This window comes from Streptomyces sp. UF-297 (genome assembly GCF_058245575.1).
In genome coordinates, this window is record NZ_JBSIBZ010000051.1 from 33,220 (window position 1) to 57,494 (window position 24,275).

General features: G+C 73.1%; 22 protein-coding genes and 1 tRNA gene. 11 read left to right on the forward strand and 12 right to left on the reverse strand.

The window, feature by feature from the left end; translation table 11 throughout:
* The first annotated feature begins 121 nt into the window (after window positions 1–121).
* Window positions 122–1,078 carry a 23S rRNA (guanosine(2251)-2'-O)-methyltransferase RlmB gene (rlmB, locus tag AC4IJH_RS25955; RefSeq protein WP_490854271.1) on the forward strand — a complete coding sequence of 319 codons (957 nt, stop codon included), beginning with the start codon at window positions 122–124 and terminating at the stop codon, window positions 1,076–1,078.
* Window positions 1,079–1,231: 153 nt separating this feature from the next.
* The gene (locus tag AC4IJH_RS25960; RefSeq protein ID WP_490854272.1) at window positions 1,232–2,896 is read left to right on the forward strand and encodes a DoxX family protein; all 1,665 of its coding nucleotides are present in this window, start codon (window positions 1,232–1,234) and stop codon (window positions 2,894–2,896) included.
* Window positions 2,897–3,046: 150 nt separating this feature from the next.
* Here the strand turns inward: AC4IJH_RS25960 and AC4IJH_RS25965 are convergent, their stop codons facing one another.
* The 3 genes from AC4IJH_RS25965 to AC4IJH_RS25975 form a co-directional block, all read right to left on the reverse strand.
* Window positions 3,047–3,775 (reverse strand): nucleotidyltransferase family protein, encoded by a 729-nt coding sequence (locus AC4IJH_RS25965; RefSeq protein ID WP_490854273.1) that lies wholly within the window; start codon window positions 3,773–3,775, stop codon window positions 3,047–3,049.
* A 97-nt stretch (window positions 3,776–3,872) separates the two neighbouring features.
* Window positions 3,873–4,289 carry a hypothetical protein gene (locus AC4IJH_RS25970; RefSeq protein WP_490854274.1) on the reverse strand — a complete coding sequence of 139 codons (417 nt, stop codon included), beginning with the start codon at window positions 4,287–4,289 and terminating at the stop codon, window positions 3,873–3,875.
* Window positions 4,290–4,663: 374 nt separating this feature from the next.
* Window positions 4,664–5,800 (reverse strand): ABC transporter ATP-binding protein, encoded by a 1,137-nt coding sequence (locus tag AC4IJH_RS25975; RefSeq protein ID WP_490854275.1) that lies wholly within the window; start codon window positions 5,798–5,800, stop codon window positions 4,664–4,666.
* 401 nt (window positions 5,801–6,201) lie between these two features.
* On the opposite strand from AC4IJH_RS25975, the gene AC4IJH_RS25980 reads away from it, so the two are divergent.
* From AC4IJH_RS25980 to AC4IJH_RS25990, 3 genes are all read left to right on the forward strand, one after another.
* Window positions 6,202–6,438, forward strand: coding sequence for a hypothetical protein (locus AC4IJH_RS25980; RefSeq protein ID WP_490854276.1), 237 nt, complete (start codon window positions 6,202–6,204; stop codon window positions 6,436–6,438).
* Between the two features lie 105 nt (window positions 6,439–6,543).
* Window positions 6,544–6,617, forward strand: a tRNA-Thr gene (locus tag AC4IJH_RS25985).
* A 189-nt stretch (window positions 6,618–6,806) separates the two neighbouring features.
* On the forward strand, window positions 6,807–7,910 hold the full coding sequence (locus AC4IJH_RS25990) for an aminopeptidase P family protein (protein WP_490854277.1): 1,104 nt from the start codon (window positions 6,807–6,809) through the stop codon (window positions 7,908–7,910).
* A 71-nt stretch (window positions 7,911–7,981) separates the two neighbouring features.
* Here the strand turns inward: AC4IJH_RS25990 and AC4IJH_RS25995 are convergent, their stop codons facing one another.
* The gene (locus tag AC4IJH_RS25995; RefSeq protein WP_490854278.1) at window positions 7,982–9,121 is read right to left on the reverse strand and encodes a zinc-binding dehydrogenase; all 1,140 of its coding nucleotides are present in this window, start codon (window positions 9,119–9,121) and stop codon (window positions 7,982–7,984) included.
* A 79-nt stretch (window positions 9,122–9,200) separates the two neighbouring features.
* Window positions 9,201–10,421, reverse strand: coding sequence for an NAD(P)-binding protein (locus tag AC4IJH_RS26000; RefSeq protein WP_490854279.1), 1,221 nt, complete (start codon window positions 10,419–10,421; stop codon window positions 9,201–9,203).
* Between the two features lie 277 nt (window positions 10,422–10,698).
* Between AC4IJH_RS26000 and AC4IJH_RS26005 the strand changes: the two genes are divergently transcribed.
* Window positions 10,699–11,346, forward strand: coding sequence for a pentapeptide repeat-containing protein (locus tag AC4IJH_RS26005; RefSeq protein WP_490854297.1), 648 nt, complete (start codon window positions 10,699–10,701; stop codon window positions 11,344–11,346).
* 262 nt (window positions 11,347–11,608) lie between these two features.
* Here AC4IJH_RS26005 and AC4IJH_RS26010 read toward each other — a convergent pair whose 3' ends face one another.
* The 3 genes from AC4IJH_RS26010 to map all read right to left on the reverse strand — a co-directional run bounded on the left by AC4IJH_RS26010 (window position 11,609) and on the right by map (window position 15,014).
* On the reverse strand, window positions 11,609–12,106 hold the full coding sequence (locus AC4IJH_RS26010; protein ID WP_490854280.1) for a hypothetical protein: 498 nt from the start codon (window positions 12,104–12,106) through the stop codon (window positions 11,609–11,611).
* A 252-nt stretch (window positions 12,107–12,358) separates the two neighbouring features.
* Window positions 12,359–13,831 carry a S41 family peptidase gene (locus AC4IJH_RS26015; RefSeq protein ID WP_490854281.1) on the reverse strand — a complete coding sequence of 491 codons (1,473 nt, stop codon included), beginning with the start codon at window positions 13,829–13,831 and terminating at the stop codon, window positions 12,359–12,361.
* 415 nt (window positions 13,832–14,246) lie between these two features.
* Complete coding sequence (map, locus tag AC4IJH_RS26020) at window positions 14,247–15,014, reverse strand: type I methionyl aminopeptidase (protein WP_490854282.1); 768 nt, start codon at window positions 15,012–15,014, stop codon at window positions 14,247–14,249.
* A 66-nt stretch (window positions 15,015–15,080) separates the two neighbouring features.
* Between map and AC4IJH_RS26025 the strand changes: the two genes are divergently transcribed.
* Window positions 15,081–15,362 carry a helix-turn-helix domain-containing protein gene (locus AC4IJH_RS26025; RefSeq protein ID WP_490854283.1) on the forward strand — a complete coding sequence of 94 codons (282 nt, stop codon included), beginning with the start codon at window positions 15,081–15,083 and terminating at the stop codon, window positions 15,360–15,362.
* A gap of 218 nt (window positions 15,363–15,580) precedes the next feature.
* Here the strand turns inward: AC4IJH_RS26025 and AC4IJH_RS26030 are convergent, their stop codons facing one another.
* Entirely contained in the window at window positions 15,581–16,156 is a 576-nt protein-coding gene (locus tag AC4IJH_RS26030; protein ID WP_490854284.1) for a TerD family protein, read from the reverse strand.
* 281 nt (window positions 16,157–16,437) lie between these two features.
* Between AC4IJH_RS26030 and arfB the strand changes: the two genes are divergently transcribed.
* Entirely contained in the window at window positions 16,438–16,875 is a 438-nt protein-coding gene (arfB, locus tag AC4IJH_RS26035) for an alternative ribosome rescue aminoacyl-tRNA hydrolase ArfB (RefSeq protein ID WP_490854298.1), read from the forward strand.
* Between the two features lie 88 nt (window positions 16,876–16,963).
* Here arfB and AC4IJH_RS26040 read toward each other — a convergent pair whose 3' ends face one another.
* A complete protein-coding gene (locus tag AC4IJH_RS26040; protein WP_490854285.1) occupies window positions 16,964–18,547 on the reverse strand; it encodes a B12-binding domain-containing radical SAM protein in 1,584 nt (527 codons plus the stop codon).
* An 87-nt stretch (window positions 18,548–18,634) separates the two neighbouring features.
* Between AC4IJH_RS26040 and AC4IJH_RS26045 the strand changes: the two genes are divergently transcribed.
* Window positions 18,635–19,507, forward strand: coding sequence for an EamA family transporter (locus tag AC4IJH_RS26045; RefSeq protein ID WP_490854286.1), 873 nt, complete (start codon window positions 18,635–18,637; stop codon window positions 19,505–19,507).
* Window positions 19,508–19,597: 90 nt separating this feature from the next.
* Here the strand turns inward: AC4IJH_RS26045 and AC4IJH_RS26050 are convergent, their stop codons facing one another.
* Window positions 19,598–20,227, reverse strand: coding sequence for a flavin reductase family protein (locus AC4IJH_RS26050; protein WP_490854287.1), 630 nt, complete (start codon window positions 20,225–20,227; stop codon window positions 19,598–19,600).
* Window positions 20,228–20,489: 262 nt separating this feature from the next.
* Here AC4IJH_RS26050 and cdgB point away from each other — a divergent pair, with 262 nt between their 5' ends.
* Together cdgB and AC4IJH_RS26060 are read left to right on the forward strand one after the other, a co-directional pair.
* A complete protein-coding gene (cdgB, locus tag AC4IJH_RS26055) occupies window positions 20,490–22,148 on the forward strand; it encodes a diguanylate cyclase CdgB (RefSeq protein ID WP_490854288.1) in 1,659 nt (552 codons plus the stop codon).
* A gap of 187 nt (window positions 22,149–22,335) precedes the next feature.
* A complete protein-coding gene (locus AC4IJH_RS26060) occupies window positions 22,336–23,247 on the forward strand; it encodes a carbohydrate-binding protein (protein ID WP_490854289.1) in 912 nt (303 codons plus the stop codon).
* Here AC4IJH_RS26060 and AC4IJH_RS26065 read toward each other — a convergent pair.
* A complete protein-coding gene (locus AC4IJH_RS26065; protein ID WP_490854290.1) occupies window positions 23,244–24,200 on the reverse strand; it encodes a 1-phosphofructokinase family hexose kinase in 957 nt (318 codons plus the stop codon). The two genes, AC4IJH_RS26060 and AC4IJH_RS26065, sit on opposite strands and share 4 nt — an antisense overlap.
* Window positions 24,201–24,275: the final 75 nt, after the last annotated feature.

Consider the following 24,275-nt stretch of genomic DNA (forward strand, 5'->3'; position numbering starts at 1 on the left):
CCGAAGATTTTGCCGAGTGGCTGCCCCGAGTCGCTGTCCCCATGGACTCGGGGCGACACTTTTCCCGTACGTACATATCCACGTCGCGAGACGTCGAGAGCAGTGAAGAAACAGGTGACCCATGGCCGGCAACAGCCAGCGCAGGAACCGCCGCACGTCCAACAAGAAGGGCGCGCAGGTCGGCAGCGGTGGCCAGCGACGCCGTGGCCTCGAGGGCAAGGGCCCCACGCCGCCCGCCTCCGCCCGTAAGGGGCACAAGAAGAACCGGGTCGCCAACGCCCAGGCGAAGCAGGCCGCGGCCCGCCGTCCGGCCCCGCGCCGCGGTGGCGCCAAGGGCACCTCGGAGATGGTCGTCGGCCGCAACCCGGTCTTCGAGGCGCTGCGCGACGGCGTCCCGGCGACCACCCTCTACGTCCAGCAGTTCATCGACAACGACGAGCGGGTGCGCGAGGCGCTCCAGCTCGCGGCGGACCGCGGCAACATCAACCTGATGGAGGCGCCGCGCCCCGAGCTGGACCGGATGACCAACGGGCTCAACCACCAGGGCCTGGTCCTGCAGGTCCCGCCGTACGAGTACGCGCACCCCGAGGACCTGGCGGCGGCCGCCTTCGACGAGGGCGCCGACCCGCTGATCGTCGCGCTGGACGGCGTCACCGACCCGCGCAACCTCGGCGCCGTCGTGCGCTCCGTGGCGTCCTTCGGCGGCCACGGCGTGGTCGTGCCCGAGCGGCGCGCGGCCGGCATGACGGCGGGCGCCTGGAAGACCTCGGCGGGCACCGCGGCCCGTACCCCGGTGGCCCGCGCCACCAACATGACCCGCGCCCTGGAGTCGTACCAGAAGGCCGGTCTCACCGTCGTCGGGCTGGCGGCGGACGGCGAGGTGGAGCTCCAGGACCTTCAGGTGCTGGACGGGCCGGTCGTCATCGTCGTCGGCAGCGAGGGCAAGGGCCTGTCGCGGCTGGTCGGCGAGACCTGCGACATCCGCGTCCGCATCCCGATGCCCGGTGGCGCGGAGTCGCTGAACGCCGGTGTCGCGGCGGGCGTGGTGCTGTGGGAGGCCGCACGCCGCCGCGCGTGACCGCCGCGCGGTAGTCCCCGTCAGGCCCGGCGCCGGATCACGGCGCCGGGCCTGACGCTGTGTGCACGGCGCGTACGGCCCTTGATCCTTTGACGGGTCTCGGACAGATAGGCATGGTCAAGGCAGTGTCTTAAACGCGGGTCACTCGGTTAGATGAGCGTGGACACCAGAACACCCCGCACACCTACGGGGGGACGCTCGCCGGGCTTCGATGACGAGCCGGTCCTGAGCTCGGTCAAGGTGCCGTGCGATCCCGCGCAGGTCATCGTCAACCACGCCAGTTTCCGAGTACAGCTCGCCGCACCCGTCGCGAGTGCCGCCGCCGAGACCACGCGTATCCCCGTCGTCGGGCAGCCGGCCGGAGCCAGGCGGCGCGCGCCCGTGGTGTGGAGCGGCCACACCGAACAGGGCGAGAGCGCAGCCACCCAACTCCTGCACGCCGTAAGGAATTCCGGCGCCGTACGCCACGCCGAGGACGCCGGCGCCACCCAGGTCCTGCCCCGGGTCCGGCTGGAGGAGGACACCCACTACGGCGCGGCCCGCACCCCGACCGTGGTCGGCCCCCGCGACGGCTCGGACACCGACACCGCGCAGCTGCGCCCCGTACGGCCCGCCGCGCAGGGACAGGGACCCGGGCGCCAAGGCGTTTACGGGGACGGCGAGTTCGAGGGTCCGTACGGATCTGCCTACGGCGCCGCGCACGAGGACGGCTACGGGCGCTACGACGAGGCCGGCCCCGCGGGCAAGCGCGGCGGCGCCGACGACCTGCGCCAGGGCTACTACCCCGGCCGCCGGATGAACCTCGGCGTCGTCCTCCTGCCCCTGCGGATCTTCCTCGGCCTCATCTCCGTCTACGCGGGCATGGGCAAGCTCTGCGACCCGGTCTACTTCGACGGCGGCGAGCGCGGCTCCATGGTCAAGTGGCTGACCTCGCTGCACCCTTGGGGGCTGGCCGCACCGCTGCGCGACTTCGCGCTCTCGCACCCGGTCGGCGCCGGGCTGACCGTCGCCTTCCTCCAGGTCGTGGTCGGCGTACTGACCATGTGCGGCCTGTGGCAGCGGGTCGCGGGCTCCATCGGGGCGCTGCTGTCCGCCGCGCTGCTGATGACGGTGAGCTGGCGGACCGTACCCGCCTACGACGCGCCCGACATCATCTACCTCGCCGCCTGGAGCCCGCTGATCATCGCGGGCGCGCCCGTCTACTCCCTGGACGCGCGGCTGGCCGGCGAGGCCTGGCGCACGCTCGGCCCGCGCGCCGAACTGTGGGAGCTGCGGCGGCGGGTGCTGCGCCGCGGCGCGGTGATGACCGCGGTGGTCGCCGGTCTGACGCTGCTGATCGGCTCGCTGCTGGGCGGGGCCGTACGGTCCACCACGGTGCCGCCGGTGCCCGAGCCGGGCCAGCCCGCGATCAACAACCTGCCCGGCTCGCCGCTGCCGCGCCCGGCCCGCGAGGGCGATGGGCGCAAGGTGGACGGCGGCCGCAAGGGGAGCGTGCCCAAGAAGGGGCGCGGCAAGCCCTCGACGGGCGCCTCGCGGCCCGCGGGCACCGCGTCCTCGCCGTCCGTCCAGGCGCCGGAGACGGCCCGGGCGACCGGCAGCGTCAGCAGCGGCGCCACCCAGCCCGGCCCGGCCACGGGACGCCCGCCGCAGCAGTCGGCGCCGACCCGGGCCCCGGCGCCGACCCAGGCGCCGACGGTGGGCGGCACCGGCGGCGGCACCAACGGGGGCTCCACGGGCGGCAGTTCGTCGGGCTCCGACGGAGGCTCCGGCGGGGGCGGCAGCGACGGTGGCGGCACGCTGGGAGGGCTGCTGGGCTGACCCCGGCGCGCACCGCGTGGCGTACGGACAACACCGCCGCTCCTGTGGCCCGTCGGGGCCATGGGGGCGGCGGTGTCGTGTGATGCGTAGCCGTGCGGTGCGAACGCGGTTGTGCGGCAGCCGTACGGGCACGGCGGGCTGCCACGGGCGTCAACGCGTGTGCGCGGACAGCTCCTTGGCGGCCTCGGTAAGGTCCTTGGCGGTGTCGATCGCGCGCCAGTAGGCGCCGTTGGGCAGCGGGAAACCTGCCAGGCGGCGTTCGCGCGCGAGGCGCGGGAAGGTGGTGCGCTCGTGGTCGCCGCGCTCCGGGAGCAGGGCGGCGAAGGCGGCGGAGAAGACGTACACGCCCGCGTTGATGAGGTACGGGGAGGGCGGCGACTCGATGAAGTCCAGGACGTGGCCGAACTCGTTGGTCTCCACGGCACCCCAGGGGATGCGCGGACGGGCCAGCGCCAGGGTGGCGGTCGCATCGCGCTCGTAGTGGAAGGCGGCCATGTCGCGCAGCGAGAAGCGGGTCCAGATGTCGCCGTTGGTGGCGTACCAGGGTTCCTCGGGGCGAGGGAGGGAGGCCGCCGCGTACTTCAGGCCGCCGCCGCGGCCCAGCGGCTCGGTCTCGACGACCGTGCGGACGCGGAGCGGGAGTTGGGCCTGCTCCAGCCAGTCCTGGAGGACCTCGGCGAGATGGCCGCAGGAGACGACGGCGTCGGTGACGCCCTCCTCCGCCAGCCAGGCGAGCTGATGGCCGATGATCGGGGTCCCGGTGCCGGGGATCTCGACCATCGGCTTGGGGCGGTCGTCGGTGTAGGGGCGAAGGCGCGAGCCCTGGCCGCCGGCGAGGACGACGGCCTGCGTGGGGCGCGGGTACAAGGCGGCTGTCATGGTGCGCAGCCTATGCGCCGGGAGTTCGGGCCGGGCTCGGGGAGCCCGGTGTGACGGGCGGGGCGGACGGGGGGCGAGCCGGGGGTGGCCCCGCGTTTCACTGGGCGGAGGTGACGCCGCTGGCGAAGGAGGTGTCGCAGACGGGCCGGGAATAGGCCTGGGCGCGGTGCGCGGCACCGTACTTGGCGACCGCGGCGCGGCCCAGTGCGCGCGCGATGGAGGCGCAGTGCTTGGCCAGCGAGGGGCGCTCGGTGGTCTCCTCCTGGAGGTGGGTCAGGGCGACGCCCGGGTTCTTCTCCTGGAGTTCGACCAGGAGGCGGTCGCGCAGGACGTCCTGCGGCGCGCGGGAGCCGGCCTTGGTGGAGGCGTCACCGGACGCGGCGGTGAGCATCTGCGACTCGGAGGCCGGAGAGGCCCACGGGACGCGGGTGACCGCGAGCGTGCCGGAGAGCACGAGGACGACGGGAAGGACGAAGGCGAGGGATCGGCCGATACGGCGGGCTGCTGAGTTCACGCACGCGATGGTAGCGAGGGGTGATGATTTGGCGACATTTAGTCATCAGATCGAGGGACGAAAGTCGCCCTGTGCGCGCTTGTGATGTTGACGTACAGGGGTCGAAAAGCCGGGTGTGCCGGGGTATTTGTCGACATGAACGAGGTGGTGGGGCTCTGTGTGCAGAGGTGGCGGGCGCTGCGTACGACTGCGGCGCCGGACCCGAAAGTCCGACGCCGCAGGGGGAGTTGGGGCCCGGGGTGAGGCGTGACGGGGGGCTGGGGCGACGGGGGTGGTGGCCCGCCGGGGGCCGCGGGGCGGCAGGTCACCCGTTGAGCCCAGCGGCCGGCCGCCCGACCGCTCTGCGGTGAGGCGCTCGCCCGTGGGGCCCGTGGTCAGTCGGTGAGGCGCTCGCCCGTGGAGGTGGAGAAGACGTGGGTCTCGCCCGGCCGCGGGACGACGTGCAGCTGCGCGCCCTTCTCCGGGACCTGGCGGCCGTTGACGCGTACGACCAGGTCCTTGACCTCGCCGCCGACCTCGGCGGTGCCGTAGACGTACCCGTCGGCGCCCAGCTCCTCGACGACGTTGACCGTGACGGCCAGGCCCGCCGGGGCGTCCGCGGTCTCCTTGGACAGGGACTTGGCGGCGCCGCCGTTCTGCTCGACGATGTCGAAGTGCTCGGGGCGCACGCCCACGGTGACGGTGCGGTCGCCCTTGTCGGCCGCGGTCGACAGCGCCTCGCGGTTCACCGGGACCACGCTGTTGCCGAACTTGACGCCGCCGTCGGTGATCGGCACCTCGACCAGGTTCATGGCGGGGGAGCCGATGAAGCCCGCGACGAAGAGGTTGGCCGGGCGGTCGTACATGTTGCGCGGCGAGTCGACCTGCTGGAGCAGGCCGTCCTTGAGGACCGCCACACGGTCGCCCATGGTCATGGCCTCGACCTGGTCGTGGGTGACGTACACGGTGGTGATGCCCAGGCGGCGCTGGAGGCCGGCGATCTGCGTACGGGTGGAGACGCGGAGCTTGGCGTCCAGGTTGGACAGCGGCTCGTCCATGAGGAAGACCTGCGGCTCACGCACGATCGCGCGGCCCATGGCCACGCGCTGGCGCTGACCGCCGGACAGCGCCTTGGGCTTGCGGCCCAGGTACTCGGTGAGGTCCAGGATCTTCGCCGCGTCCTCGACCTTCTGCCGGATCTCGGCCTTCGGCACGCCCGCGATCTTGAGTGCGAAGCCCATGTTGTCGGCGACGGACATGTGCGGGTAGAGCGCGTAGTTCTGGAACACCATGGCGATGTCCCGGTCCTTGGGCGGGAGGTGGGTGACATCGCGGTCGCCGATGCGGATGGCGCCCTCGTTGACGTCCTCCAGGCCCGCGAGCATGCGCAGGGAGGTGGACTTGCCGCAGCCGGAGGGGCCGACCAGGACGAGGAACTCGCCGTCCTCGATCTGGATGTCGAGCTTGTCGACGGCGGGCTTGTCGGAACCCGGGTAGACGCGGGTTGCCTGGTCGAACGTGACCGTAGCCATGGTGAGGTGTCCCTTCACCGGCAGGAACGTGCCGGACGATCCGAGTAGAGGGATTGGTGTAGTCCACTGCTGTGGACTGCCCGTGACGCTACCCGCGCGCGGGCCGGGTGTCAGTAGGGCGTAGGTCACGAAATGGCGGTGATGCGGGGCCGTGGCGGCGCGGCGCCGGGGTGCGTCACGACCGGTGACCGACCGTGGCCGCCGTCACTCCAACGGCCCAGCTGTCGTGGGTACGGGGGCGGGCGGCTGCGTAGGTTCGGTGGGGCGGCGGCGCGGTGGTCGCGCGGCGGGCGGGCGGCGGCGGTGGCCGTGCGGCGGTCGCGTGGTGGTGCGGTGGCCGCGTGACGGTCGCGCGGCGGTCGCGCGGCGGTCGTACGGGCGAGGTGAAGGAGACGGGCGGCATGAGACGGCGGATCGAAGTCCGGGGTGGTACCCGGCGATTGCTGGCGGCACTGGGCCTGCTGGCCGTACTGGGCGTACCGGCCGTGCTCGCCGCGCCCGGCGCCGCGGCGGCGAGCGCCTCGGGACATCTGCGCAGCCCCGCCGACGACCACTCCTGCCGCCGCGCGGGCGGCACCCCCGTGGTCCTGATGTCCATGATCGGCCCGGTGCACGAGTGCCAGGGCGGCCACTCCTGACCGGCCTCCCCCGCCCCCCGATACGCTCGTGAGCTGCGGAAACATAACCCTTGCGAGCCCGAACAAGGTATCCGCTAGGCTAGTTGCCGGATCGTATGGTCCGGTGCCTCCTTAGCTCAGCTGGCCAGAGCATCTGTCTTGTAAACAGAAGGTCGTCGGTTCGAACCCGACAGGGGGCTCTGCAGGCCGCAGCCCCCTCCTGGAATTCCGGGAGGGGGCTTTGTGCTGCCGTACCGCAGGGGAGCGCGGCAGTGATCTTGATCGGCTGGGGGGGCGGCAGGCCGGGCGGTCGGGGGTGGGCGGGCGTAGATTCGCCAGGAGTTGGCAGGGCTACTTCGAGGGCGGTGGTGAGTGTGGCGGGTGTGCAGATGACGGGTGAGGATTACGGGCTCAGGATGGAGCGGGCCGGCCGGGCGGCGGGAGAGGCCGGGCTGGGCGGGCTGGTGGTGATGCCGGGGCCGGATCTGGGGTGGCTGTGCGGGTACCGGGTGACCGCGGAGACGGAGCGGCTCACGGCGTTGGTGATCACGCCGGGGGAGCGGCCGCGGCTGCTGGTGCCCGTACTGGAGGCGCCGGACGCGCGGCGGGCGGCCGGGGCCGGGGCGGTGGAGCTGGCCGGGTGGTCCGACGGCGAGGACCCGTACCGGGTGCTGGCCAAGTGGCTCGGGCAGCAGGGGCGTTACGGGATTTCTGACTCGGCGTGGGCGATGCACCTGCTGGGGCTCCAGCGGACGCTGCCGCAGACCTCCTACACCTCGCTGACCGAGGCGCTGCCGATGCTGCGCGCGGTCAAGGACGCGCACGAGGTGGAGCGGCTGGCGGCGGCCGGCGCGGCGGCGGACGCCACGTACGAGCAGATCCTGCAGGTGCGTTTCCGGGGCCGGCGGGAGTGCGACGTGGCGGCGGACCTGGCGCGGCTGCTGCGGGAGCACGGGCACAGCCAGGTGGACTTCACGATCGTGGGGTCCGGGCCCAACGGGGCCAACCCGCACCACGAGGCGGGCGAGCGGATCATCGAGCACGGCGACATGGTGGTGCTCGACTTCGGCGGCCTCAAGGACGGGTACGGGTCGGACACGACGCGTACCGTGCACGTGGGTGAGCCCAGCGCCGAGGAGCGCAAGGTGCACGACATCGTGCGCGAGGCGCAGCAGGCGGCGTTCGAGGCGGTACGGCCCGGGGTGGCGTGCCAGGAGATCGACCGGGTGGCGCGGAAGGTCATCAAGGCCGCGGGGTACGGGGAGTACTTCATCCACCGCACCGGGCACGGGATCGGCGTGACCACGCACGAGCCGCCGTACATGGTGGAGGGCGAGCATCTGCCGCTGGTGCCGGGGATGTGCTTCTCGATCGAGCCGGGGATCTATCTGCCGGGGCGGTTCGGGGTGCGGATCGAGGACATCGTGACGTGTACGGAGACGGGCGGGCGGCGGCTGAACAACACGGCGCGGGAGATGGGGATCGTGGAGTAGCGGGCCCCGCTGCGAAGGAAGAGGGGCGCCCCGCCGTACCCCTGTGACGGCGGGGCGCCCCTCAGGCGGTCTCAGGGGATGAGGACGACCTTGCCGATGGTGCCGCGGGTCTCCAGGGCGGTGTGCGCGGCGGCGGCCTCGGAGAGCGGGAAGCGCTGGACCGCCGGGGTGAGCCGGCCGGAGGTCCACTCGGCCATGGAGGCCTCCTCCAGGGTGCGCATCGGGTTGTCGCCGCCGGCCTTGGCCAGCATCGGCGGGCCGAGCACGGACTCGGAGGTGATGTTGCGCCGCTCCAGCTCGCCCTCGGCGAACTCGAGCGGGCCGCCCTCCTTGATGCCCTGGGAGGACCAGCCGAAGACGAGGTGGCGCCCGCCGTCGGCGAGCAGGTCCACGGCGGCGCGGCCGGCTTCGCCGCCTACGGAGTCGAAGACAATCGTGGCGCCTGTGGTCCTGGGGGCGGTGGTTGAGGTGCGCTCCTTGGCGCCTGTGGTCCTGGGGGCGGTGGCTGGGGTGCGCTCCTTGGCGCCTGTGGTCCCGAGGTCGGTGGCTGGGGTGCGCTCCTTGGCGCCCTGTGCGCTACGGGCGGTGAGGAACTCGCGTACCTGGGCGGGCCAGTTGTCGTCCTTGTAGTCGACGGCGAGGTCGGCGCCGAGCTTGTGTACGCGCTCCACCTTGGCGGGGCCGCCCGCCAGGCCGATGACGGTGGCGCCGACGTTCTTGGCGTGCTGGACGAGCAGCGAGCCGATGCCGCCCGCCGCCGCCGGGACGATGGCGATGTCCTCGGCGGTCAGGCCGGCGAAGAGCAGGATGCCCATGGTGGTGCGGCCGGTGCCGATCATGGCGACGGCCTCGGCCTCGTCCCGGCCGTCGGGGACGACGTGGAGCTTTTCGGCGTCGACGACGGCCAGTTCTGCGTAGCCGCCGGGGGCCATGCCCAGGTGGGCGACGACGCGGCGGCCCAGCCACGCGGGGTCCGTACCCTCGCCGAGCGCCTCGACCGTGCCCGCGACCTCGCGGCCGGGGACGGTGGGCAGCGTGGGGAGGGGGGCCGGGCCGCCCTGCATGCCCTCGCGCAGGGCGGTGTCCAGGAGGTGGACGCCGGCGGCGGTGACGGCGATACGGACCTGGCCGGGGCCGGGCAGGGGGTCTTCGGTCCGCTCGTAGGTCAGGTTCTCGGCGGGGCCGAAGGCGTGCAGCCGTATCGCGTGCATGGAGGACTCCTCGTGGCGGGGCTGTGTGGCGGGGCTGTGTGGCGGGGCCGTGCGGCCGGGTGGTGCTGGGTGCCCGGTGCTAGATCGCGGCCCGGCTCTGCCACTGTGCGACCTCAAGTTGAGTTGAGGTCAAGGGGGTCGAGGGGGATGTGTGGGCGAGGGCCAAAGTGGCGGCTTCCAGGGCGCTGTTGAAGGAGACCTCGCTCAGCAGCCCGGGGGCCGCCACCTGGTCGCCCGCCAGGTAGACGCCGTGGCCGCGGTCGATGGCGGGGCGGTCGCGCCAGGTGGTGCCGGGCAGGTCGACGGCGCCGGTGCGGTTGGTGGCCAGGGACTCGCGGCGCCAGGTGACGCGCTCGCGCCAGGCGGGGAAACCGGCGTCCAGGAGGCGTTCGGCGCGGGCGATGCCGTCGGCGCGCGTCTCGTGCGGCGCGATGCCGAACTGCCCCTGGAGCAGCTGCTCGCCCCGCGGGGCGAGGCCCGGGTCCTGCGCGGTGAAGCGCTCCAGCCAGCCGGAGGCGTCCAGGTCGGAGAGGGCGAACAGGTCGCCGCGGCGGGTGTGCAGGGCGAGGTCGAGCAGGGCCGTACGGGCTCCGCTCCAGGTCAGGGACTCGTCCTGGAGGAGGGCGCGGGCGGAGTCGAGGTGGGTGGCGACGATGACGGGGCCCTCGGCGGGCAGCGCGTCGACACGGGCGCCGGTCTCGATCCGTACGCCCAGGCGGCGGGCGTGCTCGGCCATGCGCGCGATCAGCTCGCCCCAGCCGCCGCGGAGGTAGTGGGCCTCCGGGGGCAGCGAGGTGGTGCGGCGCAGCACCTCCTGGGTGTAGGCGGCGGAGAGCAGGCCGGGGTCGTGGTGGAAGGTGGCGACGCCGGCGTAGTGGGCGGCGGCACGGGCGGCGGCCTCGCCCACCTGGGAGCCGGCCCAGGTACGGAAGTCCTGGTCGACGGGGGCGTTCTTGCGGCCGCGCAGCTTGAGGACGCCCAGCGGCGGGGTGCGGCGCAGGGTGCCGCCGTGGTGAAAGCGGATACGGCCGGCCTGGAGCAGGGGGAGCGGCGCGAGCGGTTCGAGGAGGCCGCGCTGCTTGAGCCAGGGCCAGTGGGGGCCGCGGTTGTAGAGGGCGTGTGGGCCTTCGTTGACGCGGTAGGGGGCGTCGGCGGTACGGGCGCGGCCGCCGAGGGTGCGGTGGGCCTCGTACAGGGTGACGGTGGCGCCCGCCTCGGCGGAGGTGATGGCCGCGGTCAGGCCCGCGAAGCCGCCGCCGATGACGGTGATGGGGGTGCGGTGGGTGGAGTTGGCGGTCATGGTGCGCGCCCCGATTCTTGGTTGCTGGTTGCTGGTTGCTGGTTGCTGGTTGCTGGTTGCTGGTTGCTGGTTGCTGTCGTGTCGGCTTGTTGCGCGGTGTCGTCTTCTTGGACGTCCGGGGTGGGCGCGGATGTGACATCGCGTTGTTTTCGCAGGTCAGGGCGGATTGTCAGTGGCGTGCTCCACGATGGGAGCAGAGCGGGGGCGTACGGGAACGGGCACGGCGGGCGCGGAGCGAGAGGCGGTGGGTCCCATGGCGGGGCGCGGCAAGGAGACGGTGCGGGCGGTACGGCGGCCGGAGGTGCGGCTGCCCGAGCTGCGGCCCTTCGACGGCGGTGCGCTGGAGTCCGAGGGGGACTACGACGGGCTTGAGTTCACCGACGGCGACTTCGCGGGGCAGTCGGCGTGGGGCGCCCGATTCCTGGACTGCGCGGTGCGGCGGTGCGCGCTGGACGAGACGGTGCTCAGCCGCGGCCGGTTCGTGGACAGCCTGCTGGAGAACGTGCGCGGGGTGGGCACGGACCTCTCGCAGGCGTCGCTACGCGACGTGGAGGTGGTGGACGCCCGGCTGGGCGGGACCCAGCTGCACAGCGCGGTGCTGGAGCGGGTGGTGGTGCGCGGCGGGAAGATCGACTTCGTGAATCTGCGCCAGGCCAAGCTGCGGGACGTCGCCTTCGAGGGGTGCGTACTGGTCGAGGCCGACTTCGCCGACGCGGTGCTGGAGCGGGTGACCTTCGACGGCTGCACGCTGGCGCGGGTGGACTTCAGCGGGGCGCGGATGAAGGACGTCGACCTGCGGGGGGCCGCCGGTCTGGACATCGCGCGCGGCATCGACCGGCTGGCGGGGGCGGTGATCAGCCCGGTGCAACTGATGGACCTGGCACCGGCGTTCGCGGCACAGGTGGGGGTGCGGGTGGAGTCGTGAGGTGACGCGAGGAGCGGCGGGGTGGGGGTGGGCGGGCCGGGGGGGAGGGGAGAAGAGCGGGGTAGTCCGGGCTAGGTACGGGGGAGGAGTGGGGCGGTCCGGGCCACGTGCGGGGAGGAGTGGGGCGGTCCGGGCTACGTGTGGGGGAAGGGCGGTGCAGGCCGGGCTAGGCACAGGGGAAGGGCGGGGCGGTCCGGGCCGCGTGCGGGGGAAGAGTGGGGCAGGTCGGTTCGCGTGTGGGGGAAGGGCGGTGCAGGCCGGGCTACGTGCGGGGGAAGCGCGCCTGGAGGTCCCACACCACCGGGTTGTCGGCGAGGCCCTCGTGCATATCGGTGAGGTCGGCGATCAGGTCGTGCAGGAAGTCGCGGGCCTCGCGGCGCAGCGCGGCGTGGTTGAAGGTGAGGGGGGCTTCGTCGGCCGGTGCCCAGTCGGCCGTGATGTCCACCCAGCCGAAGCGGCGCTCGAAGAGCATCCGGTCGGAGGACTCGGTGAAGTCCAGCTCCGCGTACTGCCGTTGGGCGGAGCGGTTGCCGCGCGGATCGCGGCCCAGCTGCTCGATGATGTCGCACAGCGCCCAGGCGAAGTCGAGCACCGGCACCCATCCCCAGGCTGTGGACAGCTCCCGGTCCTCCTTGGTGTCGGCGAGGTAGACATCGCCGCAGAAGAGGTCGTGGCGCAGGGTGCGGACGTCCGCGGTGCGGTAGTCCATCCGCGTCGGGTCCGGGAAGCGGGGGGAGAGCGAGTAGCCGAGGTCGATCACGTACTCGATGGTGTCATGTGATGGGGGCGGGGATGACTCGCGACGGGTGCTGCCGCCGGCCGGTGGATCACGGGGGCACGCGCCCGGACCTGCCCGGACCTGCCCGGACCCGCCCGGACCTGCCCGGATCCGTCTGGACCTGCCCGGACCCGCCCGGCCATGGGTGGGCCGGCCCGGGACCCGCCCGGCCATGGGTGGGCCGGCCCGGGACCCGGCAGGGCGCCGGGCGCAGGCGGGTCAGGAGCAGGAGGGTCAGGAGCGGGCGGAGAGGACGGCGAGGGCCCGGTCGAAGGCGGAGTCGCGGCGCTGGGCGAACTCCTCCTCGGTGAAGACCGGTTCCACGAGGTGGGGCGGGATGCCGGGGCCGTCGAAGGTGTGGCCCGAGCGGGTGCGGAACTCCTCGTTGGGCAGGCCGATCCGCCAGCCGTTGGGGAGCCGGCGCTCCATCACGTCCGAGAAGACGCCCTGGGTCGGCTGCCCGATGCGTACGGTCCGGCCGGGGCGCTCCATGAGGGCCTGGGTGAAGGTCTCCCCGGCGCTGACCGTCGAGCCGCCGGTCAGTACGGCTATGGGGCCGGTGTAGCGGGGAGTGCCCGGCGCCGGCTGGACGTACTGGGGCTGGGGGCGGGTGAAGCGGGTCGGGTCGGCCGGGTCGTTGCGGGCCCGCTTGGCGTAGGCGAAGTAGGGGTGGTCGGTCAGGCGGGCGGCGAGGCGCAGGCCGAGGGCGTCCGAGCCGCCGCCGTTGACCCGCAGGTCGATGATCAGGCCCTGGAGGCGGGCGGTGCGGCCGGGGGTGAGGATGGTGTCCAGCGCGCGGTCGAGCGCGGCGCGGTCGGCGGCGTAGGGGTTCTTCTCGGCGTCGGTGTAGCCGCTGAAGCCGGAGATGCGCAGATAGCCGCGGCCGCCGGGCAGGTCGGCGTAGCTGATCCGGCCGTCCGCGAACTCCTGGAGGGGGTTGTGCGCGCCGCCCAGGTCGCGCTGCTGGACGAAGGCCTTGACCCGCCGGTCCAGTTCCTCGCCCGGTACGACGGTGCCGGGGCGGACCTGGCCGAAGCGGAGGTCGGGGCGGCCGCCGTCGACGGTGACATGGGCGTCGTACAGCGGGGTGATCATCTCCCGCAGGACGGCGAACAGCTCGGCGTCGGTGGTGTGCTTGTCGATCTTGGAGCGGTAGCGGTCCCGGGCCGCCGACCAGTCGATGCCCTTGGCGGCGAAGAAGGGGTAGTTCTCCTGGAAGGTCTGCCAGAAGACGTCGAAGGCGGCGAGCTTGCCGCCGGCCGCCGGGCGGGTGCAGGAGCCGGGCAGCGCGGCCACCCGGCGCAGCTGCCGGTCGCCGGGCGAGCCGTCGTAGTGCAGCCGAGCGCGGTCGCCGGAGGCGCGCAGGACCAGGACGCTGCCGTCGCCGGTGGTGAAGCGGGTTGCCCCGGAGCCGCCGCCCGCGCGCCGCGCATAGTCGCCCTTCAGGCAGCTGACCGCGGTGGTCTGGTACTCCTGCAGGCGCCCGTGGCCCACCTTCAGCACGGTGCCGTAGCCGTCCATCTGCCATATGCCGTCCGCCGTCCGCCCGGCCCCGGCCTTCGCGGCCTGCGGATCGCGCGCGGCGGCGGGAGCGGCGGCGGCTCCCGGGGCGGCGGGCAGGCCCACGGTGACGGCCAGCAGCGCGGCCGCCGCCACGGCCTTGGCGAGCACGGGTGAGGCAGCGCCGGAAGAACGCCTGGAGTGCATGATCGTGCCTTCTCGGGAGGGGCGGACACGCCCTGGTCGGGCCGGTGGAGCCGACCGGAGCCCGTGGGCCCCGTCCGGTGATTCCATGCTCCTCGTCCGGGCCCGCCCAAGACATCCCGCTGGCCGGTCACTTGGGGGTGGGGATAACCCCCGCCCGCCCTGCGGCCCGGCCTGCCCCGCGACCGCGCACGCCCCGCGCCTCGCCCGCAGTGCCCCGAGCCCCCGCCCGGAGTGCCCCGCGCCTCGCCCGCAGTGCCCCGAGCCCCCGCCCGGAGTGCCCCGCACCTCGCCCGCAGTGCCTCGTACCCCTGCCCGCAGTGCCTCGTACCCCTGCCCGCAGTGCCTCGCGCCCCCGCCCGGAGTGCCTCGCGCCTCGCCCGCAGTGCCCCGCACCCCCGCCCGCAATGCCCCGCGCTCACGGCAGCGTCAGCACCCGCGGCCCCTCGTCCGTGACGGCGACGGTGTGCTCGAAGTGGGCGGCCCGGCTGCCGTCCGAGGTGCGCAGGGTCCAGCCGTCGGAGGCCTCGTAGAAGGCGTCCTTGCCGCCGGCCAGGAACATCGGCTCGATGGCGATGGTGAGCCCGTGCCGGAGCACGAAGCCGCGCCCGGGGCGGCCGTCGTTGGGGACCGCCGGGTCCTCGTGCATCTGCCGCCCGATGCCGTGTCCGCCGAAGCCGTCGGGGATGCCGTAGCCGGCGGCCCGTCCGACGCTGCCGATGGCGTGCGCGATGTCCCCTATACGGGCCCCGACCACGGCCGCCGCGATGCCCGCCTCCAGGGCCTGCCGGGTGGTGTCCATCAGCCGCTGGTCGGCGGGGCTCGGCGTACCGACGGTGAAGCTGGTGGCGGCGTCGCCCGCCCAGCCGTCGACGACCGCGCCGCAGTCGATGCTCACCAGGTCGCCGTCGCGCAGCCGGGAGGCGTCCGGGATGCCGTGCACGATCGCGTCGTTGACGGAGGCGCAGATGACGGCGGGGAAGGGGGTGGGGGCGAAGGAGGGCCGGTAGCCGAGGAAGGGGGAGGTGGCGCCCGCCTCCTTCAGGACCGTACGGGCCACCTCGTCCAGCTCCAGCAGCCGCACGCCGGGGGCGGCCGCGGCGCGCACCGCCGCGAGTGCGTCGGCGACGACCCGTCCCGCCACCCGCATCGCGTCCAGCGCCGTGTCCGTCTTGAGCTCGACCATCGTGGGGTCCTCCCGCGGTTCCAATTCTTATACCGGTATTTGTTTACCGGTATTAGTATCACGGGCATGGTGCGCACTCCACTGACCCCCTGGGAACGCGAGCGCGGCGAGCGGCTGGGCGCGATCCTGCGCGAGGCCCGCGGCCCCCGCAGCATGGTCGAGATCGCGGCCTCCGCCGGACTGTCGGCCGAGACGCTGCGCAAGATCGAGACGGGCCGGGCGCCGACCCCGGCCTTCTTCACCGTCGTGGCGCTGGCGGGCACGCTCGGGCTCTCGCTCGACGAGCTGGCCGTACTGGCCACGCCCGAGGAGGAGGAAGGGGCCGCGGCCGGGGGAGCGGCGGCCTGAGCGGACCGGGTCCCTGGGCGGGCAAGGCCCTTGAGCGGGCAGGCCCCTGGGCGGGCAAGGGCTTCGGCCGGGCAAGGTCCCTGAGCGGGCAGAGCCCCTGAGCGGACAGGGCCCCGGGACAACAGGGGCTCCGGACATGCCGAAGGGGCCGGTCCCCGCCGGGACCGGCCCCTCAGTGGCTCGTGCGCGCGCTGCAACCGCGCGCGTCAGGCCTGGACTCAGACGTTGACGCCGAAGTCCTGGGCGATGCCCACCAGGCCGGAGGCGTAGCCCTGGCCCACCGCGCGGAACTTCCACTCCGCGCCGTTGCGGTACAGCTCGCCGAAGACCATGGCGGTCTCGGTGGCGGCGTCCTCGGACAGGTCGTAGCGGGCGATCTCGGCGCCGCCGGCCTGGTTGAGGATGCGGATGAACGCGTTGCGGACCTGGCCGAAGTTCTGGCTGCGGTTCTCGGCGTCGTAGATCGAGACCGGGAAGACGATCTTGTCGATGTCGGCGGGCAGCGCGGCCAGGTTGACCTTGATCTGCTCGTCGTCGCCCTCGCCCTCGCCGGTGACGTTGTCACCGGTGTGCACGATGGACTGGTCCGGCGTGGCCTTGTTGTTGAAGAAGACGAAGTGCTGGTCGGAGAAGACCTTGCCGGCCGTGTTGACGGCGATGGCGCTGGCGTCCAGGTCGAAGTCCGTGCCCGTGGTGGTGCGGACGTCCCAGCCGAGGCCGACCGTGACGGCGGTCAGGCCCGGTGCCTCCTTGGTGAGCGAGACGTTGCCGCCCTTGGACAGGCTTACAGCCATGGGGATGTCCCTTTCCTCGTTGAATCGTCCGGGCTCCGTACTGCGGACGAAGCTACCGTCACCCAGCAGAACGCAAGCAGGGGACCGAGAGGTTCCAGGTCTCTTTACTTTCTTTGCTCAATCCTGATGCCGGGATCCGGCCACGCGCCGGGCATACGGCGGCGAGGAGAACCGGGCATACGGCGGCGAGGAGAACCGGAAACGCAGCAGCGAGGCGAACCGGACACACACCGGCGAAAAGAAGGTGACGCGCCCGCCCGAAAGGCGGGATCATGGGTGACATGTCCGGGCCCTATGTCATCCGCGGTTCGGTCGTTCTCCCCGAGGCCGAGCTGATGTGGCGATTCTCCCGGTCCTCGGGGCCGGGCGGCCAGCACGTCAACACCTCCGACAGCCAGGTCGAGTTGCGCTTCGACCTCGCCGCCACCCAAGCGCTCCCCGAGGTGTGGAAGGAGCGCGCGCTGGCGCGGCTGGCCGAGCGCGGCCGGCTCGTGGACGGCGGCGTGGTGTCCGTACGGGCCTCCGAGCACCGCTCCCAGTGGCGCAACCGCGAGACGGCCTCCGTACGCCTGGCCTCGCTGCTCGCCGAGGCGTCGGCGCCGCCGCCCAAGCCGCGCCGCAAGACGCGTATCCCGCGCGGCATCAACGAGCGGCGGCTGCGGGAGAAGAAGCAGCGCGGCGACACCAAGCGGGGCCGCTCGGGCCGCGACTGGCACTGACCCGCGCCGCTCCACCCCCGCTCACCGCCCCCCCGGGTCACTCCCCGCTCACCGCCCCCCGAATCACTCCCCGGTCACCGCCCCCGGATCACTCCCCGATCACCACCCCCGAATCCTTCCCGTACTCCCGCAGCGCCGCCCGCTCGGCGGCCAGGTCCGCGAGCGTCAGTCCGGGCATGACGGCGCTGACGTAGTCCTCCATGGCGGCCTCCCGGTCCACGATGTCCAGCGGCGCCCAGCGCTCGGCGACGGCGCGGCGCAGGCTCTCCGGCGGCAGTTCCAGGCCGGTGCGCTCCGCCGCCCGCGCCGCGAGATCCGGCTCGGTCAGACAGCGGTAGTCCAGCGAGCCGGGTTCGGGCGAGAGGACCTCGACGTCCAGGGAGGCGATGGCGCCCTTGCCCGCGTCGATCAGCTCGCGCATGGAGGCGACGTTGTCGGCGAGCAGCTGTGGCGTCATGCCCAGGTGGCCGATGACGAAGCCGACCTTGAGCAGCAGCCCGTGCTCCCTGGCCATCTGCATGGCCCGCACGTTGTGGTCGAACATCCGCTCGGCGCGGTGGGCGGGGTCGGCGTCCTTGGCCGGGGACAGCGGCTTGTTCATCGCCGAGAGCGAGACGGGCGAGCCGGCGTCCAGGCCGACCATGAGCTGGCGGATGCCCAGGCGGCGCAGCGTGTCGGCGTGCCGCGGGCTGGAGAGGCCGTCGGCGCGCGCGTACCCCACCAGCACGGGGCGCTCGGCCTCCGGCAGCGCGGACCACCACGCGGGGGTCTGATCCAGCATCCTGCGCAGGAACGGGCCGAAGGTGAGCGGGAGTTCGTCGGCGGTCAGATAGAGGTAGTCGTAGCCGCCGCGGGTGGCGGATTCGATGAGCCGCCAGGCGGCGGCGGGGCTGTCCACGGTGTTCTTCCACAGCCCGCCGAACTGGATCGAGCAGAACGAACAGGCGTCGTTGCGGCTGAACTTGATGCAGCCGCGGCCGATCTCGACGGGCATCCCGGCGTGCAGTTCGACGCCGAGCAGCTCGTGTAATCGGGGCGCGACGCGGGTGCGGAAGTTCTTCTCGTACGGCGTGCTGTGGTCGAAGGCGGCGTCGACCAGGCCGTGCAGGTGCCGGGTGAAGACGGGCTCGGGCCGCTGCGGTACGCGCACCGTGCGCCCCTCGCGCCACACGACCAGCCCCGGGTACGCCTCCGGGCCGCGCACGGCGCCCCGGTGCAGATCGGCGATCAGGTCACGGAAGGGGCCGATGACCTCGTTGCCCACGAACCCGTAGTCGATGCAGGAGTGACGGCGCCGCATGCACGGTTCGGTCAGCGCGGTGAAGTGGTCGTTGCCCACCACCGTGGCGATCTGCGGCCGGACGGCCTTGGCGTGCGCGAGCAGCGCGACGGCGGCCTCGTACGTCGCGGTCAGCGTGCTGGCGCACACGGCCAGCAGTTCGCCGGCGTGGGTGTCGATGTAGTCCAGGACCGTCGGCCAGGGCACGACGGTCCCGTCCAGATAGACGGGGGTGACGCCCGGTATGTCCGCCAGGGCGGAGGCGAGGGTGAGTACGCCCAGGCTGGGGAAGTTGGACCAGTCGGTGTGGTCCTCGGGCCGGGTGACCGTACAAGTGGCGCCGTCCAGAACGGTGTTGGAATTGGGCGGATTGATGATCAGCACCTTGGACACGTACGTCTCCTTGGTAGACGAGACGGTTCAAGTCGGTACTTCCGTACGTCCATACTGCGCGGGGAAACCGGACGGGGAGGGGTTCTCGTGGTCGTACTGCTGGGGCTGTGCTCGAGCGTCCTGTGGGGCGCCGCCGACTTCGTGGGCGGCAGGCTCTCGCGCCGGCTCCCCGCCTACGCGGTGATCTTCGTGGCGCAGTCGGCGGCGCTGGCCGGTACGGCGGTGCTGGTGGCCGCGGGCCTGCCCGCCGCGCCGGACGTGCCGGGGCTGGCGTGGGGCGCGGTGGCCGGGGCCGCCGGTGTGGTGGCCCTCGGCGCCTTCTACCGGGCGCTGGCGATCGGGCGGATGGGGCTGGTCGCGCCGATCGCGGCCACGTCTGTCGCCGTACCGGTCCTGGTCGGCGTGGTCCAGGGGCAGGCGCCCCCGCTGCTGCAGTGCGGCGGGCTGGCGCTGGCGGCGGTCGGCACCTGCGTCGCGGTGGGCCCCGAGCTGAACTCGGGGCCGCGCGCCGGAGCGGCCCGGTCGGTGGGGCTGGCGCTGCTGGCGGCGGCCGGGTTCGGGGTGGTGCTGGTCGGTATCGCGCTGGGCAGCCGGACCTCGGTGCCGCAGACGCTGCTGGGGCAGCGCACCGCCTATGTCGTCCTGGTCGGTGTGATCCTGCTGGTCATGGCGCGCGCCCGGCGCGGGAAGGAGCCGTCCGTGGAGGGCGAGGGCGGCGGCTGGACCCCCGCCCGGCTCGCCGCTGCCGTAGTGGTCGGCCTGGGCGACATGGTCGCCAACCTCCTGTACGCGCACACCACCCGCTCCGATCTGCTGCCGGTGGTCGCCGTCCTGGCCTCGCTCTATCCGGTCGTCACCGTCGTCCTCGCCGGGCTGATCGACAAGGAGCGGCTGCGGCGGCTGCAGCTGACCGGCGTGGTGGCCACGTTCATCGGCGTGGCGCTGATCGGCGCGCAGTAGTACCCCGCCGCCTCGGGGGAGATCCTCGCCATGGCCCCCACCGGCGCGCGCCGAACGGCCCACGCCCCGTACGCACCCGCCGCGCGCCGCCTACTTCAACTGCCGGTACCGGCCCCGGAAGTACGTCAGCGGGCCGCCCTCCGCGCTCGGTGCCGAGGCGGTCAGCACCCGGCCGATGACCAGGGTGTGGTCCCCGGCGACCACGCGCTGCTCGGTGCGGCACTCCAGGGTCGCCAGGGCGCCGCCCGCCAGCGGCGCGCCCGATTCTTCCCCCCGTACATAGGGGATGTCCTCGAAGAGCAGGCGGTCGCTGATGCGGCCCTTCATGGCGAAGCGTCCCGCGATGTGCCGCTGGCTCTCGGAGAGGATCGAGGCGGCCCACAGCGGCTGCCGCTCAAGAATGTCGTCCATCCGCGAGTCGTTGCGAACGCTCACCATCACCAGTGGGGGGTCCAGGGAGACGGACAGGAACGCGGTGGCCGTCATGCCGGCGTCCTCACCGCGCGGGCCGTCCTCGGCGTCATGGGCGGTGATCAGTACTACACCGGCGGCAAGTCGGGACAGGGCGGCGCGGAAATCGTCGTCACTCACCCCATCAGGATGGGGGACGATGCGGTCGGTGACGGCGCCGGTGGCATCGGGGGCGGTGGTGGGGGCGGGGCCGGTGGAGCTTTTCGTGAACACGCCATGAACGCTAGCCGCGTCCGCGGGGCCGCGCATCGGCCCCGGGGACCAGGTGCGCCCTAGGTCTGACGGCCGAGCGGCGCTCGTTCTCGAATTTGCGTTCAGGAATTGTAGAAGCGCTCCCCACCAAGATCATCAACTGCCCATCACCCGCTGTGACTTGAGTCACAGCAGCCAGTAATTGTTGACCCTGTGTACCGAGTGAACAGCTCACTGTGATTCAGTGGCCGTGACACCACAGCAAGAGCGCCGACAAGAAATCCTGGAGTTGCTGTCGAGGTCTCGGGGAGAGCGAGCGATGGAGACCGAGTCGGAGCCATACGTCCGTCTTGCGACCCTGCGGCAGCTGCACCAAGTGGTCGCCGACCTGAACACCGCACGCAGCCTTGCGGACACCCTGCAGACCGTCGCCGACGGCGCGATCGCCGGGCTCGGCTATGAGCTCGCCGCGGTCAACCTCGTACGCCCCGACGGCGACCTCGTCGTCGCCGCCGTCGCCGGAAGCGCGGGCGCCGAGGCGCTGATGGCCGGGCGGGTCGGCTCCCGCTCCTCCTGGGAGCGCCGGCTGAGCATGGGCGACCGCTGGGGCGACCTGCGCTTCATCCCGTACACCGAGGGCTGGGTGCTGGACGACGACGACGTCCCGCAGTGGCACACCGCCGGGCCAGCGCCGCGCTTCCCCGACGAGTGGCACCCCATGGACCGCCTCTTCGCGCCCATGTACGCCGCCGCGTCCGGCGGCGGCGAACTGCTCGGCGTGATCTCCGTGGACAAGCCCCGCAACGGCCGCCGCCCCGGCGCCTGGGGCCAGGAAGCCCTGCAGATGTACGCCTTCCAGGCCGCCATCGCCATCAGCAACGCCCGCCTGCGCGCCAACATGCAGCGCGCCCTGGTGCGCCTGGAGCGCGAGCAGCAGGCCCTGCGCGCCAGCGAGGAGTCCTTCCGCCAGGCCTTCGAGTACGCGCCCAGCGGCATGGCGATAGCCGAGATGGGCGGCGACCAGCACGGCCGGCTGCTGCGCACCAACGACGCGCTGTGCCGCCTGCTGGGCCGCCCCGCCTCCGTGATGCGCCGCTACTCCTTCTCCGACCTCGTCCACCCCGAGGACATCGGTACGCTCCTGCGCACCTCCGCCGAGGGCGGCCGGGCCGAGCTGCGCCTGGCCCGCCGCGACGGCTCCTACGTCTGGGTCTCGCTGCGCAACTCCGTCGTCGCCGACACCGCCGACGGGCCCCGCTTCCTGCTCACCCACGTCGAGGACATCGAGGAGCGCAAGCGCCACGAGCTCCAGCTCGCGCACCGCGCCAGCCACGACTCGCTGACCGGCCTGCCCAACAGCGCCGAGCTGCGGGCCCGCCTCAGCGCCCGGCTGTGCTCGCGCCCGCCCGGCTCGGACGCCGACGCCTACGCCTCCGCCGCCTCCACGGCCGCCGCCCAGGCGCACGGCTACGGCCCCGAGGGCCCCGAGCCCTTCGACTCCTACGAAGGCGGCGCGGTGGGCCCCTACGACCACCACGTGCACACCGTCGCGCCCAGCGAGGGCCCCGAGGACGACGGCACCAAGGGCCTGGCGGTCCTCTTCTGCGACCTGGACGGCTTCAAGTCGATCAACGACCGTTTCGGGCACCACACCGGCGACGCCGTGCTGATCGAGGTCGCCCGGCGGCTGACCAACGGCGTGCGCGACGGGGACACCGTCGCCCGGCTCGGCGGCGACGAGTTCGTGGTGCTGGCCGACGGGCTGGGCAAGGCCGACGCCCAGGACCTGGCCGTACGCCTGCGCAACGCGATCATTCCGCCGATCCGGGTCGACGGGCGGGCGGTCCGCGTCGGCGCCAGCTTCGGCATCGGCTGGGCGAGCTGCGGCATGTCGGCCGAGGAGGTCCTGCAGTCCGCGGACCAGCGGATGTACGTGGAAAAGCGCTCCCGCGCCAAGGCGAACCGGCGCGCGGGCTGACCTGCGGCTGCGCCGTTCGTCTCCCCTTTCTGTAGCGATTCTGTAGCGGTCCGGGGTCGGCGTGCCGTAGCCCGAAAGGGGTAGGCTGCGCCGATGCGGCGGGGCGCCGCCGGGGGCCTGAAGACCGGAACACAGGTCAGCACGAACGACTCGCACGACTTGCACAGACCGCTGGGAGTGACACGCAATGACGGCCGGCAACAACGGCGCGGACACACCGGAGAACGACGACCCGTTCGCGTACCTCTACCGCTCGGAGGGCGGCGAGGGCAGCGCACAGGGGTCGCCGGGCGCCGGCGCGCAGCAGCCGCGCCAGCCGGGTGTGCCGCGCACCTCCTACAACCACGTGCGCGCCGTCGGTGAGCGCCAGTACGGCGGCGCGCAGCCGCCGCAGCAGCAGAACGCCCACTACGCCGCGCCGGAGACCTTCCAGGGCCAGGGCGGCGGCGACCGCACCCGCCCCGTCCCCACGCCCGCCCCCCAGGCCCCCCGCCGCAACCACAAGGGCCTGCTCATCGGCGCCGTGGCGGTCGTCCTGGTCGTCTGCGCCGGCATCGGCGTGGCCATCTTCACCAACTCCAACGACACCAAGACCCCCGAGGCCAAGCCCGAGCCCTCCACCAGCACCGAGAACAAGCCCAGCAACAGCCCGTCGACCAAGCCGTCGCCGAACGCGCCGCTGCCCAAGCAGGACGCCGCCGCACTGCAGCTGAGCCCGGACGCGAGCACGGATACGGCCGTGAAGGGGGCGAAGGCTTCCAATGGTGCGTATGTGTCGCTCAACAAGGTTGGTGCGGCGGCCACTTGGTCCGTGGATGTGCCCAAGGCGGGGGCGTACACGCTGCTCGTCGCCTACGGCGTACCGGGCAAGGACGCCAAGACCTCGCTCACGGTCAACGACGGGAAGCCCGACGAGATCAACATGGCGAACTTCTCCAAGCAGCCCGAGGGCGACTGGGAGAAGGGCTGGCAGAACACGTGGCGGTGGATAAACCTCAACAAGGGGACCAACACCATCAAGATCTCCTGCGAGCAGGGCAACCAGTGCGAGGTCAACCTCGACCAGGTCTCGCTCAAGAGCGGCCACGTCAGGCGCTAAGGCGCATGCGGCAGTTCGCTGACCTCTATCCGCCCCAGTAGCTCCTCGTACGTCTCGCGGTGGAATTCGCCTGCGGACGGGGCGCGGACGGTGGCGGTGGAGAGGGCCACGGCGCGGGTGAGGCGGGCCGGCCAGGGGAGGTCGTCGACCAGGCCGGACAGCAGGCCCGCCACCGCTGAGTCGCCGGCGCCGGTGGGGTTGCCGGTGACGGGGGCCGGTGGACAGGCCTGCCAGGCGCCGTTGGCGGTGACGGCGAGCATGCCCTCGGGGCCCAGCGAGGCGGCCACCGCGTGGGCGCCGCGGCGGCGGGCGTCGCGGGCCGCGCGCAGCGGTTCGGTGCTGCCGGTCAGCGCCGCCAGTTCGTCGGCGTTGGGCTTGGCGAGGTCGGGGCGGGCGGCCAGGCCGCGGCGCAAGGGTTCGCCGCTGGTGTCCAGGAGTACGGGGACGCCCGCCGTATGGGCGGCGCGGGTCAGACGGGCGTAGACGTCCACGGGAACGCCCGGCGGGAGGCTGCCGCACAGGGCCACCGCCCGCGCCCGGCCCAGGAGTTCGCGGTAGGTGGAAAGGAAGGCCGACCACTCGGCGGGGGTGACGGTCGGGCCGGGTTCGTTGAGCTGGGTGGTGTCGCCGGTGGAGGCGTCCACGACGGCCACGGTGCGCCGGGTGGCGCCGCCGATGGGCACCAGCGCGTCGGTCACCCCCATCCCGCCCGCCTCCTCGGCCTCCTGCCTCTCGTGTGCGAGCAGGGCGCGCAGCGCGTCGCCGGTGCCGCCGCCGGCGAATCCGGTGGCCATGGCCTCGTACCCGAGGGCGGCCAGGACGCGGGCGACGTTCAGGCCCTTGCCGCCGGGCCGCTCACGGACTTCGGTGACGCGGTGGGTGCCGTGCGGCTGGAGCCGGGGCACGCGGTAGGTGATGTCGAGGGCGGCGTTGAGCGTGACCGTGAGGATCATTGCTTCCCCCTCCCGGGCGGCGGCCGGGCGGCCGGGGGCCGGTCGCCGGGGCCGAACGGCCGCGTACGGACCGCC

Coding starts and splice junctions, on each gene's coding strand:
- rlmB (WP_490854271.1), top strand. CDS start 122: ATGGCCGGCAACAGCCAGCGCAGGAACCGCCGCACGTCCAACAAGAAG.
- AC4IJH_RS25960 (WP_490854272.1), top strand. CDS start 1,232: ATGAGCGTGGACACCAGAACACCCCGCACACCTACGGGGGGACGCTCG.
- AC4IJH_RS25965 (WP_490854273.1), bottom strand. CDS start 3,775: ATGACAGCCGCCTTGTACCCGCGCCCCACGCAGGCCGTCGTCCTCGCC.
- AC4IJH_RS25975 (WP_490854275.1), bottom strand. CDS start 5,800: ATGGCTACGGTCACGTTCGACCAGGCAACCCGCGTCTACCCGGGTTCC.
- AC4IJH_RS25980 (WP_490854276.1), top strand. CDS start 6,202: ATGAGACGGCGGATCGAAGTCCGGGGTGGTACCCGGCGATTGCTGGCG.
- AC4IJH_RS25990 (WP_490854277.1), top strand. CDS start 6,807: ATGACGGGTGAGGATTACGGGCTCAGGATGGAGCGGGCCGGCCGGGCG.
- AC4IJH_RS25995 (WP_490854278.1), bottom strand. CDS start 9,121: ATGCACGCGATACGGCTGCACGCCTTCGGCCCCGCCGAGAACCTGACC.
- AC4IJH_RS26000 (WP_490854279.1), bottom strand. CDS start 10,421: ATGACCGCCAACTCCACCCACCGCACCCCCATCACCGTCATCGGCGGC.
- AC4IJH_RS26015 (WP_490854281.1), bottom strand. CDS start 13,831: ATGCACTCCAGGCGTTCTTCCGGCGCTGCCTCACCCGTGCTCGCCAAG.
- map (WP_490854282.1), bottom strand. CDS start 15,014: ATGGTCGAGCTCAAGACGGACACGGCGCTGGACGCGATGCGGGTGGCG.
- AC4IJH_RS26025 (WP_490854283.1), top strand. CDS start 15,081: ATGGTGCGCACTCCACTGACCCCCTGGGAACGCGAGCGCGGCGAGCGG.
- AC4IJH_RS26030 (WP_490854284.1), bottom strand. CDS start 16,156: ATGGCTGTAAGCCTGTCCAAGGGCGGCAACGTCTCGCTCACCAAGGAG.
- arfB (WP_490854298.1), top strand. CDS start 16,438: ATGTCCGGGCCCTATGTCATCCGCGGTTCGGTCGTTCTCCCCGAGGCC.
- AC4IJH_RS26050 (WP_490854287.1), bottom strand. CDS start 20,227: ATGCGCGGCCCCGCGGACGCGGCTAGCGTTCATGGCGTGTTCACGAAA.
- cdgB (WP_490854288.1), top strand. CDS start 20,490: ATGGAGACCGAGTCGGAGCCATACGTCCGTCTTGCGACCCTGCGGCAG.
- AC4IJH_RS26060 (WP_490854289.1), top strand. CDS start 22,336: ATGACGGCCGGCAACAACGGCGCGGACACACCGGAGAACGACGACCCG.
- AC4IJH_RS26065 (WP_490854290.1), bottom strand. CDS start 24,200: ATGATCCTCACGGTCACGCTCAACGCCGCCCTCGACATCACCTACCGC.